Origin of the sequence: Pseudomonas sp. PDM21, assembly GCF_014852505.2 — a bacterium.
Classification (GTDB): domain Bacteria; phylum Pseudomonadota; class Gammaproteobacteria; order Pseudomonadales; family Pseudomonadaceae; genus Pseudomonas.
This window is the reverse complement of sequence record NZ_CM181223.1, coordinates 6,510,619-6,526,126: the sequence shown is the minus strand read 5'-3', so window position 1 is coordinate 6,526,126 and position 15,508 is coordinate 6,510,619. Positions and strand designations below refer to the sequence as shown.

Sequence of the window (15,508 nt, the reverse complement as noted above, 5' to 3'; positions counted from 1 at the left end):
ACTCCGATCAATCCACGTTCTGCCGTTCGCCTTTCGGGTCGTAGAACACCGAGCTGCAGATTTCCGCCTCGATCACGCGGCCGTCCGCCAGCGGGGCATAGACCTTCTCGCCCAGGCGCTTGATGCCGCCCTTCACCACCGCCAGGGCAAAGCTGTAGCCCAGGCTGCTGCTCATGTAGCTGGAGGTGACGTGGCCGACCATGGTCGCGGGGATGGTGTGCTGCGGGGTGAACAGCAGTTGCGCGCCTTCGGGCAGCAGGTCCATCGGGTTGGTGGGCTTGAGGCCAACCAGCTGCTTGCGGTCTTCGCGCTGGCAGTCGGCGCGGTTCATGCCGCGCCAACCGATCCAGGAGAACGGCTTGGTGCGACCCACCGCCCAACCCATGTTCAGGTCGTCCGGGGTGACCGAGGCATCGGTGTCCTGGCCGACGATGATGAAGCCCTTCTCGGCGCGCAGGACGTGCATGGTCTCGGTGCCGTATGGCGTCAGGTTGTACTTGGCGCCGGCGGCGACGATGGCCTCCAGCACACCCATGGCGTAGTTGGCCTGGATGTTCACCTCGTACGACAGCTCGCCGGTGAAGGAGATGCGGAACACCCGCGCCGGCACGCCGGCGACCTTGCCCTCCTTCCAGGTCATGAAGGGGAAGGCGTCCTTGTCCAGATCGATGTCGGTGACTTCGGCCAGCAGCTTGCGGCTGTTTGGGCCGGACAGGGTGAGGGTGGCCCAGTGGTCGGTGACCGAGGTGAAGTACACCTTCAGCTCCGGCCATTCGGTCTGGTGGTACAGCTCCAGCCACTCCATGACGCGCGCGGCGCCGCCGGTGGTGGTGGTCATGACGAAGTGGTTGTCCGCCAGGCACGCGGTGACGCCATCGTCGAAGACCATGCCGTCTTCCTTGCACATCAGGCCGTAGCGGGCCTTGCCCACGTCCAGCTTGGTCCAGGCGTTGGTGTAGACGCGGTTGAGGAACTCGCGGGCGTCCGGGCCCTGGATGTCGATCTTGCCCAGGGTCGAGGCGTCCAGCAGGCCGACCGACTCGCGCACGGCGCGGCACTCGCGGGCCACGGCGGCGTGCATGTCTTCGCCACGCTTGGGGAAGTACCACGGGCGCTTCCACTGGCCGACGTCCTCGAACTCGGCGCCGTTCTTCACGTGCCAGGCGTGCAGCGCGGTGAAGCGCACCGGTTCGAACAGGTGGCCGCAGTGACGGCCGGCGACCGCGCCGAAGGTCACCGGGGTGTAGTTCGGGCGGAACATGGTGGTGCCGGTGTCGGCGATGCTCTTGCCCTGGGCGCGGGCGGCGATGGCCAGGCCGTTGATGTTGCCCAGCTTGCCCTGGTCGGTGCCGAAGCCCAGCGCGGTGTAGCGCTTGACGTGCTCGATGGACTCGAAGCCCTCGCGGCAGGCCAGTTCGATGGCGGCGGCGGTGACGTCGTTCTGGGTGTCGACGAACTGCTTGGGCGCCCGCGCCGTGGTTTTCTCGTGGGGCACCTGGAACAGCGCGAGAGTGGCGTCCTCGGCGCGCTCGGCAACCACCGGCAGCTCGCCTTCGACGGACTTGAAGCCGCCGTCGACAGCGGCCTGGCTGCCGGCCTGGTAGCCATCAGCCAGGGCGTCGGCGAGGCGGAACACGCCGTTCACCGCGCCGGCGCAGAGGCGCTTCTGGAAGGCGAGGCCGGGAACGAAGGCGAGGATGTCCTCGCGCCATTCCGGCTTGCCGCCCAGGTGCGAAGCCAGGTGCACCACCGGGCTGTAGCCGCCGGAGCTGGCGATGAGGTCGCAGTCCAGCCACTCACCGGGCGCATTGACCTTGTGGCGGAAGGTGTCGATGGAGGCGACCTTCGCACCGGTCACGCGTTTGCTGCCGCGTGCCTCGATCACTGCGCTGCCGGTGATGACCCGCATGCCGCGCTTGCGCGCTTCCTCGACCCATTCGCCGCGCGGATTGGGGCGGGCGTCGGCGATGGCGACCACCTGCAGACCGGCTTCCTGCCAGTCCAGGGCGACGCGGTAGGCGTAGTCGTTGTTGGTGGACAGCACCAGTTTCTTGCCCGGTGCCACGCCATAGCGGCGGACATAGGTGGAGACAGCGCCGGCGAGCATGTTGCCCGGCACGTCGTTGTTGCCATACACCAGCGGGCGCTCGTGGGCGCCGGCGGCGAGCACCACGCGGTTGGCGCGGACCCGGTGTACGCGCATGCGTACCTGGCCCAGCGGAGCGGTCTCGCCGATATGGTCAGTGCGGCGCTCGTGAATGGTGAGGAAGTTGTGGTCGTGGTAGCCGTTGACCGTGGAGCGCGGCAGCAGGATCACGTCCGGGTTGCCTTGCAGCTCGGCGATGGCCTTGGCCACCCACTCCTCGGCCGGCTTGCCGTCGAGGGGCTCGCGGGTGTCGAGCAGACTGCCGCCGAACTCTTCCTGTTCATCGGCGAGGATTACCCGCGCACCGCTGCGCGAGGCGGCCAGGGCTGCGGCGAGGCCGGCGGGGCCGGCGCCGACGATCAGCACGTCGGCGTGGTGGTTCATCCAGTCGTAGCTGTCCGGGTCCACTTCGGTGGGCGCACGACCCAGGCCGGCGGCCTTGCGGATGTACTTTTCGTAGGTCAGCCACATGGACTGCGGGTACATGAAGGTCTTGTAGTAGAAGCCGGGCGGCATCAGCTTGCCGCCGACCTTGCCGAAGATCCCCATGAGGTCGTTCTGCACGTTCGGCCAGCCGTTGGTGGCGGTCGCCACCAGGCCGCTGTACAGGGCCTGCTGGGTGGCGCGCACGTTGGGCACCTGGGTGGATTCGCGCGAGCCGATCTGCAGGATGGCGTTGGGCTCTTCGGCGCCGGCGGCGACGATGCCGCGCGGGCGCGAGTACTTGAAGCTGCGGCCGAGGATGTCGACGCCGTTGGCCAGCAGGGCGGCGGCCAGGGTGTCACCGGCGAAGCCCTGGTAGCTCTGGCCGTTGAAGCTGAAGGTCAGCGGCTTGTTGCGGTCGATGCGACCGCCACGGGACAGGCGATTGATCTGGCTCATTAGGCCTTCTCCACGGCGGGCTGGACGGCGGATTTCTTCTCGGATTCGGCGCTGATGCTTGGTTTTTCGCCGATCTTGTAGGTTTCCAGGATTTCGTAGGTCACGGTGTGGCGGGTGACGTTGAAGTACTGGCGGCAGCCGGCGGCGTGCACCCACAGCTCGTGGTGGATGCCGCGCGGGTTATCGCGGAAGAACATGTACTCGCCCCACTCGGCGTCGGTGCAGGCAGCCGGGTCGAGCGGGCGCGGGATGTGCGCCTGGCCCTTGGCGTGGAATTCCTCTTCGGAACGCAGCTCGCCGCAATGAGGGCAGAAGATATTCAGCATGGTTTTTGCCCTCTTAGTGCGCGACGGCGGCAGCGCCGTGTTCGTCGATCAGCGCGCCGGTGTGGAAGCGTTCGATGGAGAAGGGCGCGGCCAGCGGATGCGGCTCGCCCTTGGCGAGGGTGGCGGCGAAGACATTGCCCGAGCCGGGGGTGGCCTTGAAGCCGCCGGTGCCCCAGCCGCAGTTGAAGAACAGGTTCTTCACCGGGGCCTTGCCGATGATCGGGCAGGCGTCCGGGGTGGTGTCGACGATGCCGCCCCACTGGCGGTTCATGCGCACGCGCGAGAGCACCGGGAACATCTCGACGATGGCCTGCAGGGTGTGCTCGATCACCGGGTAGGAGCCGCGCTGGCCGTAGCCGTTGTAGCCGTCGATGCCGGCGCCGATGACCAGATCGCCCTTGTCCGACTGGCTGATGTAGCCGTGCACGGCGTTGGACATGATCACGCTGTCGATGATGGGCTTCAGCGGCTCGGAAACCAGTGCCTGCAGCGGGTGCGATTCGATCGGCAGGCGGAAGCCGGCGAGCTTGGCCATGTGCCCGGAGTTACCGGCGGTGACCACGCCGACGCGCTTGGCGCCGATGAAGCCGCGGTTGGTCTCGACGCCGATGACGGCGCCGTCCTGCTTGCGGAAGCCGATCACTTCGGTCTGCTGGATCAGGTCCACGCCCAGGGCATCGGCGGCGCGGGCGAAGCCCCAGGCCACGGCATCGTGGCGGGCCACGCCGCCGCGACGTTGCACGGTGGACCCCATGACCGGGTAGCGGGCGCTTTTGGTGCAGTTCAGGTAGGGAATTTCTTCGGCCACCTGCTGGGCATTGAGCAGCTCGCCGTCTACGCCGTTGAGGCGGTTGGCGCTGACGCGGCGTTCACCGTCACGCATGTCCTGCAGGGTGTGGCAGAGGTTGTAGACCCCGCGCTGGGAGAACATGACGTTGTAGTTGAGGTCCTGGGACAGGCCTTCCCACAGCTTCATGGCGTGTTCGTAGAGCAGCGCCGACTCGTCCCACAGGTAGTTGGAACGCACGATGGTGGTGTTGCGCGCGGTGTTGCCACCGCCCAGCCAGCCCTTTTCGACCACCGCGACATTGGTGATGCCGTGTTCCTTGGCCAGGTAGTAGGCCGTGGCCAGGCCGTGCCCGCCGCCGCCGACGATGACCACGTCATACACCTGCTTGGGCGTGGGCGTGCGCCACATGCGCTGCCAGTTCTCGTGGTGGCTCAGGGAATGCTTGAACAGGCCGAAGCCGGAGTAGCGTTGCATGGGGTGCTCCTGATTGTTCTTGTCGCCAGGCCGCTTGTTGGAGGGAGGCGGCCGGCTCGCGAAAGGGTTGTCGGGTTCGCGAGCAGGCTCGCTCCTACCGCCGCCTTGAAAAACTCAGCGGTAGACCGGGAAATCTGCACACAGGCCCGCGACCTGGGTGGCCACCTTGGCCTCCACGTCGGCGTCGCCCAGGTGGTCCAGTACGTCGCTGATCCAGCCGGCCAGCTCGCGGCACTGTTCTTCCTTCAGGCCACGGGTGGTCACCGCCGGGGTGCCGATGCGGATGCCGGAGGTGACGAATGGGCTCTGTGGATCATTCGGCACGGCGTTCTTGTTCACCGTGATGCCGACGCGGCCCAGGGCGGCGTCTGCTTCCTTGCCGGTCAGGCCCTGCTTCACCAGGCTGATCAGCATCAGGTGGTTGTCGGTGCCACCGGAGACCACGTCATAGCCGCGCTCGATGAACACCGAAGCCATGGCCTGGGCGTTCCTGATTACCTGGGCCTGGTAGTCCTTGAAGCCGGGCTCCAGCGCCTCCTTGAAGCACACCGCCTTGGCGGCGATCACGTGCATCAGCGGGCCGCCCTGGGCGCCGGGGAAGACGGCGGAGTTGAGCTTCTTCTCGATCTCTTCGTTGGATTTCGCCAGGATCAGGCCACCGCGCGGGCCGCGCAGGGTCTTGTGGGTGGTGGTGGTGACCACGTCGGCGTAGGGCAGCGGGTTCGGGTACAGACCGGCGGCAACCAGGCCGGCGACGTGGGCCATGTCGACGAACAGTAGCGCCCCGACCTTGTCGGCGATGGCACGGAAGCGCGGGAAGTCGAGGGTCTTGGAGTAGGCGGAGAAGCCGGCGACGATCATCTTCGGCTTGTGCTCCACGGCCAGGCGCTCGACTTCGTCGTAGTCGATCAGCCCGGTGTCGGTGTTCAGGCCGTACTGCACGGCGTTGTAGAGCTTGCCCGAGGACGACACCTTGGCGCCGTGGGTCAGGTGGCCGCCATGGGCCAGGCTCATGCCCAGGATGGTGTCGCCGGCATTGATCAGCGCAAGGTACACGGCGGAGTTGGCCGAGGAGCCCGAGTGCGGCTGGACGTTGGCGTAGTCGGCGCCGAACAGCTGCTTGGCGCGGTCGATGGCCAGCTGCTCGACTTTATCCACATGCTCGCAACCACCGTAGTAACGCTTGCCCGGATAACCTTCGGCGTACTTGTTGGTCAGCCCGCTGCCCTGAGCCTGCATGACGCGCTTGCTGGTGTAGTTCTCCGAAGCGATCAGCTCGAGGTGGTCCTCCTGGCGCGCTTCCTCGGCATCCATCGCCGCGAGCAGTTCGTCGTCATAACCCTGGATCTGGTCTTGCTTGCTGAACATCGCTGGTCTCCCTGCGGCGCGGTGGGGCGCCATGGCTGGTGCGGGGCGCGAGCTGGCCCCCTTGGAAGCGATGGTATGACTGGCCCTGTCAGCCCAGATGCCTGCGCACGTCGCGGGTAGGTGCGTTTGCGACATGCCGCGACCGGCGCAAAAGCGACCGCGTGCGTGGAATTGCACGCGGCGGCTGGTCAGAATGCGACATGCCCGCGCCAGGACGGCGCGGCCCGCGGAGCCCTGCCCGATGAAGCGCTTCTTCTTATGTGGTTCGCTGTGCCTTGCGCTGCTGGCGCCGGCTTTGTCTGCGTGGGGCATGTCACGCCTGTTCGACGGCGACGCGCGCGTCCGGGTGCAGGGCCGGACGCTGTGCTTCGGCGGCGCCGCATTCAAGTCGCCCGGCCTGTTCTTCAACCGCACGCTGCAGGTGGATGAACGGCAGGTGGCGGTGCATTCCATCGAAGTCGCCCGCCAGCCTTACGAGCCGTTCTGGTCGTCGGCCAGTATCGAACCAAACCAGGGCGTGCTGCTGCGCAGCGATACCTGCTTCGCCTATGGCCAGGCCATCACCGGTTTCCGCGAGAAAGTCCCGGCACGGGCCCTGGAGCCCGGCCTCTACAGCGTCACCCTCGGCGGGCGCGACAGTGCCGGGGACGGCCAGCGGGCTACCTTCATGAAGACCTTCTGCCTGGAAGCACGCGGCGGCGGGATGGCCGTGATCGATGCCGGCTATGACGAGAAGCAGGGACGCTGGGTCTGCAACCCCCCGCAATGAAGCTGCCGATAGGAACCGCTGGGCCAAGGGACTAAACTGCGCCCCTCACGAAATGCGAGGACGCCATGAACCGTTCCCTGACTCTGCTTTCCGCCCTGCTGCTCACCGCGACGCTGCAGGGCTGTGGTGACGACAGCAAACCTGCCAAGGCCGAAGCGCCCGAAGCCGCCGGCAACGCCGCCGCGGCCACCTCGGCGGGCGACAGCTGCACCGGCCATGTACTGGAGAAGGCGCTGCCGCCGACCAAGGCCGTCTACGGCTATCCCTACCTGTCCCGCGAGTGCGGCTACGACGACGCCACCATCGTCTACGGCAAGGCCGATGGCAGCCAGCATCTGGTCGTGACCCTGACCGACACCGGCTTGCCGGCGCCGGGCGCCGACCAGCAGGGTGAGGCCGCCAGGCAGTACCTGGCCGCCCAGGCCAAGCTGCGCGACACCACCGCCAAGAACGTCTCGCTGCTCAACCAGGCCCGCCAGGCCGCGCTGCAGAATGGCACCGCCGCACAGTTCGGCGGCGAGCAATACCTGCCGGTGATCGACAGCACCCGCATGGGCGACCCGCTGGCCATCAGCGTGCCGGGCCCGGACGACAAGGCCGGCGAATCCAGCCTGACCGGCCTGATCAAGGGTCGCTACGTGCTCAACATGACCTCGCCGGACAAGCCCAACGGCGGCACTGCCCAGTCCCTGCGCGAACTGTTCGTGCCGATCTCCGAGCAGATGGCGCTGACCAAGCTGCCCTGATCCCTCCCGCGGCCTCCCGTCAGCGGGAGGCTTGCGCCCTCCGGCGGCGAGCGACTATCCGTTGCTACGCTGCTGTCTGACGCACAACGTTTTTCGAGGCCGCACCATGACCGACAACACCCAACAGTTCGCCAGTGATAACTACTCCGGCATCTGCCCCGAAGCCTGGGCGGCCATGGCCGAAGCCAACCGCGGTCACGAACGCGCCTACGGCGACGACCAGTGGACCGCCCGCGCCTCCGATTATTTCCGCGAACTGTTCGAGACCGACTGCGAAGTCTTCTTCGCCTTCAACGGCACCGCGGCCAACTCCCTGGCCCTGGCGTCCCTGTGCCAGAGCTACCACAGCGTGATCTGCGCCGAGACCGCCCACGTCGAGACCGACGAGTGCGGCGCGCCGGAGTTTTTCTCCAACGGCTCCAAGCTGCTGCTGGCGCGCACCGACGCCCAGGGCAAGCTGACCCCGGAGGCGATCCGTGAGATCGCCCTCAAGCGCCAGGACATCCACTACCCGAAGGCGCGCGTGGTCACCATCACCCAGGCCACCGAGGTCGGCACCGTCTACCGCCCGGACGAGTTGCAGGCGCTCAGTGCTACCTGCCGCGAGCTGGGCCTGCACCTGCACATGGATGGCGCGCGTTTCTCCAACGCCTGCGCTTTCCTTGGCGCGACCCCGGCCGAGCTGACCTGGAAGGCCGGCGTCGAAGTGCTCTGCTTCGGCGGCACCAAGAACGGCATGGCGGTGGGCGAGGCCATCCTGTTCTTCAACCGCGAACTGGCCGAAGGCTTCGACTACCGCTGCAAGCAGGCCGGCCAGCTGGCCTCGAAGATGCGCTTCCTCGCCGCGCCCTGGGTCGGCGTGCTGCAGGACGACGCCTGGATGCACTACGCCAGCCACGCCAACCGCTGTGCACAACTGCTGGCCGAGCGCGTCGCCGACGTGCCGGGCGTGCAGCTGATGTTCCCGGTGGAAGCCAACGGCGTATTCCTGCAGATGTCCGAACCCGCACTGGAAGCCCTGCGTCAGCTGGGCTGGCGCTTCTACACCTTCATCGGCGCCGGCGGCGCGCGCTTCATGTGCTCGTGGGATACCGAGATCGCCCGCGTCGAGGAACTCGCGGCCGACATTCGTAGGGTGATGGGCGCCTGAGCCTGAGTTGTCCCCAGGCGCTGGGGACGGTTGCTCGCGCAACCTGTCCCCAAGCTGTGGATGAATGCCTGCAGGCCTTTTGCGGCGTGGCTTTCATGCTTCTGATCGAAAATTGATCACGGCTGCTATCTGTAGCAGCGCCGTCAGATACGCACCGCCGTACCGCTCACGCTGACCATCAGCATGCTGCCGTTCTGCCCCACGACCTCGTAATCCAGGTCGATGCCGACCACGGCATTGGCGCCCAGCTCCTGCGCGCGCTCCTGCAGCTCCTCGAAGGCGATCTCCCGCGCCCTGCCCAGTTCCTTCTCGTATGCCCCGGAGCGACCGCCGATGATGTCGCGCAGGCCGGCGAACAGGTCGCGGAATACGTTGGCGCCGAGGATCGCCTCGCCAACCACGATGCCGCGGTATTCCTGGATGGTCTTGCCCTCGATGGTGGGCGTGGTGGTCAGGATCATGGGCTGGCTCCTCTGCTGGGGGAAATCCAGCATAGCTCCGCACCCTGCTTGAGGCCGCGCCGGCTGTGTTTCAGCATTTGGCGAAAATCCGGGGGAAACCTTGTGATAAAGCTGTGGATAACGGGGTGGAAAATGACAGCGGCATGGCACTTTCATGAACAGCCTAAAATCGCTGCGGAATTTCATCAAAGCCCCGTTATTCGTGGCTTTCATGGGTTTCTGGGTGAGGTGTGGAGATCTCCACAGCCGCTGTGGAGGCAAACTTGTCCAACCTGTGGAAAAACTGTTGGGCAGTGGCTGCGGAGCCGATGGTACGGGGCTTCCCTGAAGCTGGCTGTTTTCTGATCAGTCGCGTGTTTTCAATCACTTGCGGGCCTGTGTATCGATTGCGACGAAATTCCTGTGCACGATCCTTCCACCGCTATCCCCGGTTTGTGTTGACCCACTTGTGTGCCTCCTGTGGAAAACATCGTCGGCGCCACGGGCAGCGGGGCTTTCAAAGGGTTGTTCAAAGATTGATCAGCGAAGGACGCAAGCGACTGATCCATGGCGACTTTTCCCCAGTGATGCGGGCTGCGTGAAACTTTCCACAGTGCCTGTGGGGCGAATCTCGCAGAAGGTGTGGACAACCTGTACCCAGATCGCTGTAGGCCACGCGCGGCGCGGCCTGGTCTTCTTAGTACGTTTTTTGATCAATTGGCGAAAGTCGCGCCGTTACTGGCTTTCAGCGAATTTTCCGGTGGGTTTTCCACATTGGCTGTGCAGCGTTCTGCCGGGATCTTGTGGGCGGGTTGTGGATGAATCGCTGGAGGGCCCGTTGTGCCTGGCTTGCGCCGGGCTGATCAATATTTGTCCAGGGGCGCAGGGCCTGCTGCCTATACTTCACTCACCCTGGGGGCGGGAGATTCAGCATGTCCAGTTACTCGGTGGAACAGATCCGCACCGTGGCCCTGGTCGGCCACGGCGACAGCGGCAAGACCCTGCTTGCCGAAGCGTTGCTGCAGCACAGCGGCGCGATTCCCAGCATGGGCTCGCTGGAGCGCGGCGACACTCTGTGCGACTCCGACCCGCTGGAGCGGGAATACCATCACTCCCTCGCCGCCGCCTTGGCGCACTTCGAGCACGAGGGCGCGCAGGTCCGTCTGATCGATACCCCCGGTTATCCCGACTTCATCGGCCATGCGCTGCCGGCTCTGGCGGCGGTGGAAACCGCGCTGGTGGTGGTCAATGCGCAGAACGGCATCGAGCTGAGCACCCGCCGCATGATGGATTGGGCCGGCGAGCGCGGGCTGTGTCGGATGCTGGTGGTGAACAAGATCGACGCCGAGCGCATCGACCTGCCGGGCCTGCTGGCGGGTTTGCGCGAGTCGTTCGGCAAGGAGGTATTGCCCATCAACCTGCCTGCCGAGGGCGGAGCACGGGTTGTGGATTGTTTCTTCAATCCCGACGGCGAGGCGGATTTCTCCTCGGTGGCCGAGGCGCACCAGGCGCTGGTGGACCAGGTGGTGGAGGTCGACGAGGCGTTGATGGCGCATTATCTGGAGGAGGGCGAGGTGGCGCCCGAGGCGCTGCACGAACCCTTCGAGCGTGCCCTGCGCGAAGGCCACCTGATTCCGCTGTGTTTCGTTTCCGCCCGCACCGGCGCTGGCGTGCCGGAGCTGGCGAACATCCTCGCGCGCCTCGCGCCGAACCCCACCGAGGGCAACCCGCCGCTGTTCCTGCGCACCGATGACAAGGGCGCCGAGCACCCGGTGAAGGCCTGCCCCGACCCGGCCGCCCATGTGCTGGCCCATGTGTTCAAGGTGGTGATCGACCCCTTCGTCGGTCGCCTCGCAGTGTTCCGCGTGCATCAGGGCACGATCCGTCGGGAGATGCAGTTGTTCGCCGGCGACGGGCGCAAGCCGTTCAAGGTCGGCCATCTGTTGCGCCTGCAGGGAAAGAAGCACGAAGAGGCGCCGTGGCTGATCCCCGGTGACTTCGGCGCGCTGAGCAAGGTCGACGAACTGGAGTACGGCGTGGTGCTGCACGACTCCCACGACGAGGACCACATTCACCTCAAGCCCCTGGATTTCCCCACGCCCATGCAGGGCCTGGCCATCGAGGCGAGCCGGCGCGGCGATGAGCAGCGCCTGGCGGAAATTCTCCAGCGCCTGCAGGCCGAAGACCCCTGCGTGCGCCTGGATTACAACGCCTCCACCCAGGAAACCGTGCTGCGCGGCATGGGCGAGTTGCACCTGCGCTACCTGCTCGAGCGCATGGCCGGGCAGTACAAGCTGGAAGTGCAGACCCGCGCGCCCAGCGTGCCTTACCGTGAAACGGCGACCCGCAGCGCCGAAGGCCACAGCCGGCACAAGAAGCAGACTGGCGGGGCGGGGCAGTTCGGCGAGGTCTACCTGCGCATTGAGCCAATGCCGCGCGGCGAGGGTTTTGCCTTCGTCGATGCGATCAAGGGCGGGGTGATTCCCGGCAACTTCATTCCCTCGGTGGAGAAGGGCGTGCGCTCGGCTCTGGCGGCCGGGCCGCTGGCCGGCTTCCCGGTGGAGGACGTGAAGGTCACGGTGTTCGACGGCAAGAGCCACTCGGTGGATTCCAAGGACATCGCCTTCCAGGCCGCCGGGCGCAAGGCCATGCTCGATGCGCTGCGCAATGCCGGCGGCATCGTGCTGGAGCCGGTGATGCAGATCGAGGTGACCACGCCGGATACCCACCTGGGCGACATCACCGCCGACCTCACCGGCCGCCGGGGCCAGGTGCTGGGCACCGAGTCGCTGTCGGCCAGCGTCGCGCTGGTGCGCGGGCAGGTGCCGCTGGCGGAGCTGGACGGCTACGCCAACCGGCTGAAATCCATCACCGCCGGCCAGGGCCTCTATAGCCTTTCTTCCAGCCATTACAGCGCCGTCCCGCAGGACGTACAGCAACGCCTGTCGAGTGGCTACAAGGCGGTCCCGGAAGAAGACTGAGCGAATGTGGATATTCGTCGCAGCTGCTGCCCGCAAAGGCCCGTGGCTGGGCCTTGGCGCGCGCCTGCCCGGCGGGTCTGCGGGAAAGGCGAAAGTCACGTGGCATGCGGGTTGCAGACGGGATCGAGGCGGCCAGCCGGTTCGGCCAGAGGTGTCTCCGAGCTTGCCTCGGGACACCTTCAGCCTGTGGATAACTCAGTGGGTAACATGTGGGACAGGTGGGGGCAGGCTGTGATCAGTACTCGATCACCACGTCACCCTTGGGCACGCTGCAGCAGGACAGGATGTAGCCTTCGGCGACGTCTTCGTCGGTGATCCCGCCGTTGTGCTCCATCTCCACCTCGCCCGAGCGCTTCATCACCTTGCAGGTGCCGCAGATGCCCATGCCGCAGGCCTTGGGAATGTGCAGGCCGAGCTGCGCGGCGGCGGCGTGGACGGTCTCGCCCGGTGCCACGCGGATGCTCTTGCCGGTCTCGCAGAACTCCACCAGGTTCTGCTCGGCCAGGGGCACGGCCGGCGCCTCGGCGGCTTCGGCGGCCAGTTCCTTCACGTCGGCGCGGACTTCCGGCGGGGTCGGGCCGAAGGCCTCCTCGTGGTAGCGCGACATGTCGTAGCCCTCGGCTTCGAGCAGGCGCTTGACCGCGTGCATGTAGGGCGTCGGGCCGCAGCAGAATACCTCGCGCTCGAGGAAGTCCGGCGCCATCAACTGCAGCATCGCCTTGTTCAGGTAGCCCCGGTAGCCAGCCCAGGACTCGCCCATCTCGTACTTCTCGCAGACCAGATACAGCTTGAAGTTGTTGATCCGCGAGTTCATGTGCTCCAGCTCGCGGTGGTAGATGATGTCCTTGGGCGTGCGCGCGCTGTGCACGAAGACCATGTCGACATTGCCGTTGGTGTCGAAGAACCAGCGTGACATGGACATCACCGGGGTGATGCCGACGCCGCCGGAGAGGAACAGCACCTTCTCGGCGGGGAAGTCGATGGCGTTGAAATTGCCCACGGGCCCGTGCACCGGGATCTGGTCGCCTTCCTTGAGGTTGTCGTGCAGCCAGTTCGACACCTTGCCACCGGGCACGCGCTTGATGGTGATGGAGAAGCTGTAGGGCACCGAGGGCGAGCTGGAGATGGTGTAGGAACGCATGATCGGCTGGCCGTCGATCTCCAGCTCCAGGGTGACGAACTGCCCCGGCTTGAAGAAGAACATGATCGGCGCGTCGGCCATGAAGCAGAAGGTGCGTACATCCCAGGTTTCCTGGATAGCCTTCACGCAGCGCACCAGGTGGCGCCCGTTGGCCCAGGTCTGGGTATTCACCGGATTGAGGAAGTTGTTCGTCGACATGCTGTCTCTCCGCGCACGCGGGCCGTGCTGGGCCTGATGGGGCAGCGCCGGGGCCCGTTTGCCTACGTCGTTCGAGCGTAGAAAGCACGGGGCCTTTCGGCATGCCTGATGGGGCGGATTGTGTGCATGAGGATGGCCGCTGCATTTACCTGCCAGCGACATTTGCATGCTTATCGCGACCTGCCGCCTGGGACGTGCCGTTGCGCGTCGGGAAATGATCTGGCCGTGTCGCCCATGGATAAGGGTAATCCCGGGGTGCGGCCCCACACTCAGCGCCATGCCGAGCAACTCCCAAGGTTGAGCGAGACGGCGGGAAACGGCGCACTCGGCGCGCCTGGCACCTGCCGCAAACAAGCCCTGCGTGGCAAACCGTATCAGCCACTTATTTCCGCCGGCAGCCCGACCGGGCTGCGGCATGAGGACCGAGCAATGGACGTCACCACTACCCTGAGTCTGGGCGACCCGCTGGAACCGGCCCGCAAGGCCACCGCCGAGATGCTGCGCAGTCGCGACCACAGCTTCTCGCTGCCGCAGCCCTTCTACAACGACGAGCGCCTGTTCCAGCTGGACATGCAGGAGATCTTCCACAAGGAGTGGCTGATCGCTGGCATGACCTGCGAGATCCCCGCCAAGGGCAACTTTCTCACCCTGCAGATCGGCGACAACCCGGTGATCGTCCTGCGCGGCGCCGAGGGCAAGATCCACGCCTTCCACAACGTCTGCCGCCACCGTGGCTCGCGCATGTGCGTCAGCGACAAGGGCAAGGTCGCCAAGCTGGTCTGCCCCTACCACCAGTGGACCTACGAGCTGGACGGCCGCCTGCTGTTCGCCGGCACCGAGATGGGCGCCGACTTCGACATGAAGGACTACAGCCTCAAGCCGGTGAACGTGAAGACTGCCGGCGGCTACATCTTCATCTCGCTGTCGGAGAACCCGCCGGCCATCGATGACTTCCTGCGTACGCTCGAGCACTACATGGAGCCGTACGACATGGAGAACACCAAGGTCGCGGTGCAGACCACGCTGATGGAAAAGGCCAACTGGAAGCTGGTGCTGGAAAACAACCGCGAGTGCTACCACTGCAACGGCTCGCACCCGGAGCTGCTGAACACCCTGCTGGAGTGGGACGACGTCACCGACCCGCGCGCCAGCCAGGCGTTCAAGGACCAGGTCGCCGCCTGCACCACCGCCTGGGAAGCCGAGAAGATTCCCTATGCCCACGAAAGCTTCGGCCTGCGCAACCGCATTGTGCGCATGCCCCTGCTGCAGGGCACCGTGTCCATGACCATGGACGGCAAGCAGGGCAGCAAGAAGCTCATGGGCCGCATCCAGAACCCGGACCTGGGCTCGATGCGCATCCTGCACCTGCCGCACTCGTGGAACCACTGCATGGGCGACCACCTGATCGTCTTCACCGTGTGGCCGATCAGCGCGCAGGAAACCAGGGTCACCACCAAGTGGCTGGTGCACAAGGATGCGGTGGAAGGCGTCGACTACGACGTCGCCCGCCTGCGCGAGGTCTGGGACGCCACCAACGACCAGGACCGTCGCCTGGCAGAGGAGAACCAGCGCGGCATCAACTCCACCGCCTACCAGCCGGGGCCGTACTCCAAGACCTACGAGTTCGGCGTAATCAACTTCCTCGACTGGTACAGCGAGCGGCTGCTGAACAACCTGGGCGAGGAGTCCGCCCACGCCCGCCTGGTCGCCGAGAAGTAAGCCCCAGCCACCCAGCGCCCCCGTCTCTCGGGGGCGTTGTCGTTAAGGAGGAAGCCACGTGGATGCCATGCTCTTCTACAGCAGCTCCGCTTTCGTCACCGGCCTGGTGGCGTGGAACCTCTTTGCCTGCTGGCGCAAGCGCTGATCCCTGTCGCTGCGCTCTTTGTGGGATGGGTGGAGCGAAGCGATACCCATCGGCGCAGCGCGGTCGTGAATTGGCGGGTATCGCTGCGCTCCACGCCATCCTGCGTCTCGGCTCTGAATCTCCCCTTACTCCGTAATCTGCGGCTTCCGAGCCTTTGCGCGGCCCACGTTCCCCTGCGCGACGTAAACGCTGTCGCCCGTGTCGCGAGGTTGACGCTTTCGGTATGACCCTGG

The 15,508-nt window shown here is 65.9% G+C and carries 11 protein-coding genes; 5 read left to right on the top strand and 6 right to left on the bottom strand.

Annotation, left to right across the window (positions count from 1 at the left end; all coding sequences use genetic code 11):
- Positions 1–7: 7 nt before the first annotated feature.
- From IB275_RS30080 to glyA, 4 genes are all read right to left on the bottom strand, one after another.
- The gene (locus tag IB275_RS30080) at positions 8–3,028 is read right to left on the bottom strand and encodes a sarcosine oxidase subunit alpha (RefSeq protein WP_192294627.1); all 3,021 of its coding nucleotides are present in this window, start codon (positions 3,026–3,028) and stop codon (positions 8–10) included.
- Positions 3,028–3,354 (bottom strand): sarcosine oxidase subunit delta, encoded by a 327-nt coding sequence (locus tag IB275_RS30075; RefSeq protein WP_081519119.1) that lies wholly within the window; start codon positions 3,352–3,354, stop codon positions 3,028–3,030. The genes IB275_RS30080 and IB275_RS30075 overlap by 1 nt, the downstream gene beginning before the upstream one ends.
- 13 nt (positions 3,355–3,367) lie before the next feature.
- Complete coding sequence (locus IB275_RS30070; RefSeq protein ID WP_081519120.1) at positions 3,368–4,618, bottom strand: sarcosine oxidase subunit beta; 1,251 nt, start codon at positions 4,616–4,618, stop codon at positions 3,368–3,370.
- Positions 4,619–4,732: 114 nt separating this feature from the next.
- Complete coding sequence (gene glyA, locus IB275_RS30065; protein ID WP_081519121.1) at positions 4,733–5,986, bottom strand: serine hydroxymethyltransferase; 1,254 nt, start codon at positions 5,984–5,986, stop codon at positions 4,733–4,735.
- Between the two features lie 241 nt (positions 5,987–6,227).
- Between glyA and IB275_RS30060 the strand changes: the two genes are divergently transcribed.
- The 3 genes from IB275_RS30060 (at position 6,228) to IB275_RS30050 (ending at position 8,651) form a co-directional block, all read left to right on the top strand.
- Positions 6,228–6,755, top strand: a complete 528-nt coding sequence (locus IB275_RS30060; RefSeq protein ID WP_192294628.1) for a hypothetical protein — start codon at positions 6,228–6,230, stop codon at positions 6,753–6,755.
- A gap of 65 nt (positions 6,756–6,820) precedes the next feature.
- Positions 6,821–7,501 (top strand): hypothetical protein, encoded by a 681-nt coding sequence (locus IB275_RS30055; RefSeq protein WP_192294630.1) that lies wholly within the window; start codon positions 6,821–6,823, stop codon positions 7,499–7,501.
- 106 nt (positions 7,502–7,607) lie between these two features.
- A complete protein-coding gene (locus IB275_RS30050) occupies positions 7,608–8,651 on the top strand; it encodes a threonine aldolase family protein (protein ID WP_192294632.1) in 1,044 nt (347 codons plus the stop codon).
- A 143-nt stretch (positions 8,652–8,794) separates the two neighbouring features.
- Here the strand turns inward: IB275_RS30050 and IB275_RS30045 are convergent, their stop codons facing one another.
- Entirely contained in the window at positions 8,795–9,112 is a 318-nt protein-coding gene (locus IB275_RS30045; RefSeq protein WP_017521552.1) for a heavy metal-binding domain-containing protein, read from the bottom strand.
- Positions 9,113–10,023: 911 nt separating this feature from the next.
- On the opposite strand from IB275_RS30045, the gene fusA reads away from it, so the two are divergent.
- Positions 10,024–12,072: an elongation factor G gene (fusA, locus tag IB275_RS30040; protein WP_192294634.1), complete on the top strand. Its 2,049-nt coding sequence runs from the start codon at positions 10,024–10,026 to the stop codon at positions 12,070–12,072.
- 235 nt (positions 12,073–12,307) lie between these two features.
- Here fusA and gbcB read toward each other — a convergent pair whose 3' ends face one another.
- Positions 12,308–13,411: a glycine betaine monooxygenase reductase subunit gene (gbcB, locus tag IB275_RS30035; protein WP_138213635.1), complete on the bottom strand. Its 1,104-nt coding sequence runs from the start codon at positions 13,409–13,411 to the stop codon at positions 12,308–12,310.
- 429 nt (positions 13,412–13,840) lie between these two features.
- Here gbcB and gbca point away from each other — a divergent pair, with 429 nt between their 5' ends.
- A complete protein-coding gene (gene gbca / locus IB275_RS30030; RefSeq protein ID WP_192294636.1) occupies positions 13,841–15,130 on the top strand; it encodes a glycine betaine monooxygenase oxygenase subunit in 1,290 nt (429 codons plus the stop codon).
- The last annotated feature ends 378 nt before the right edge of the window (positions 15,131–15,508 follow it).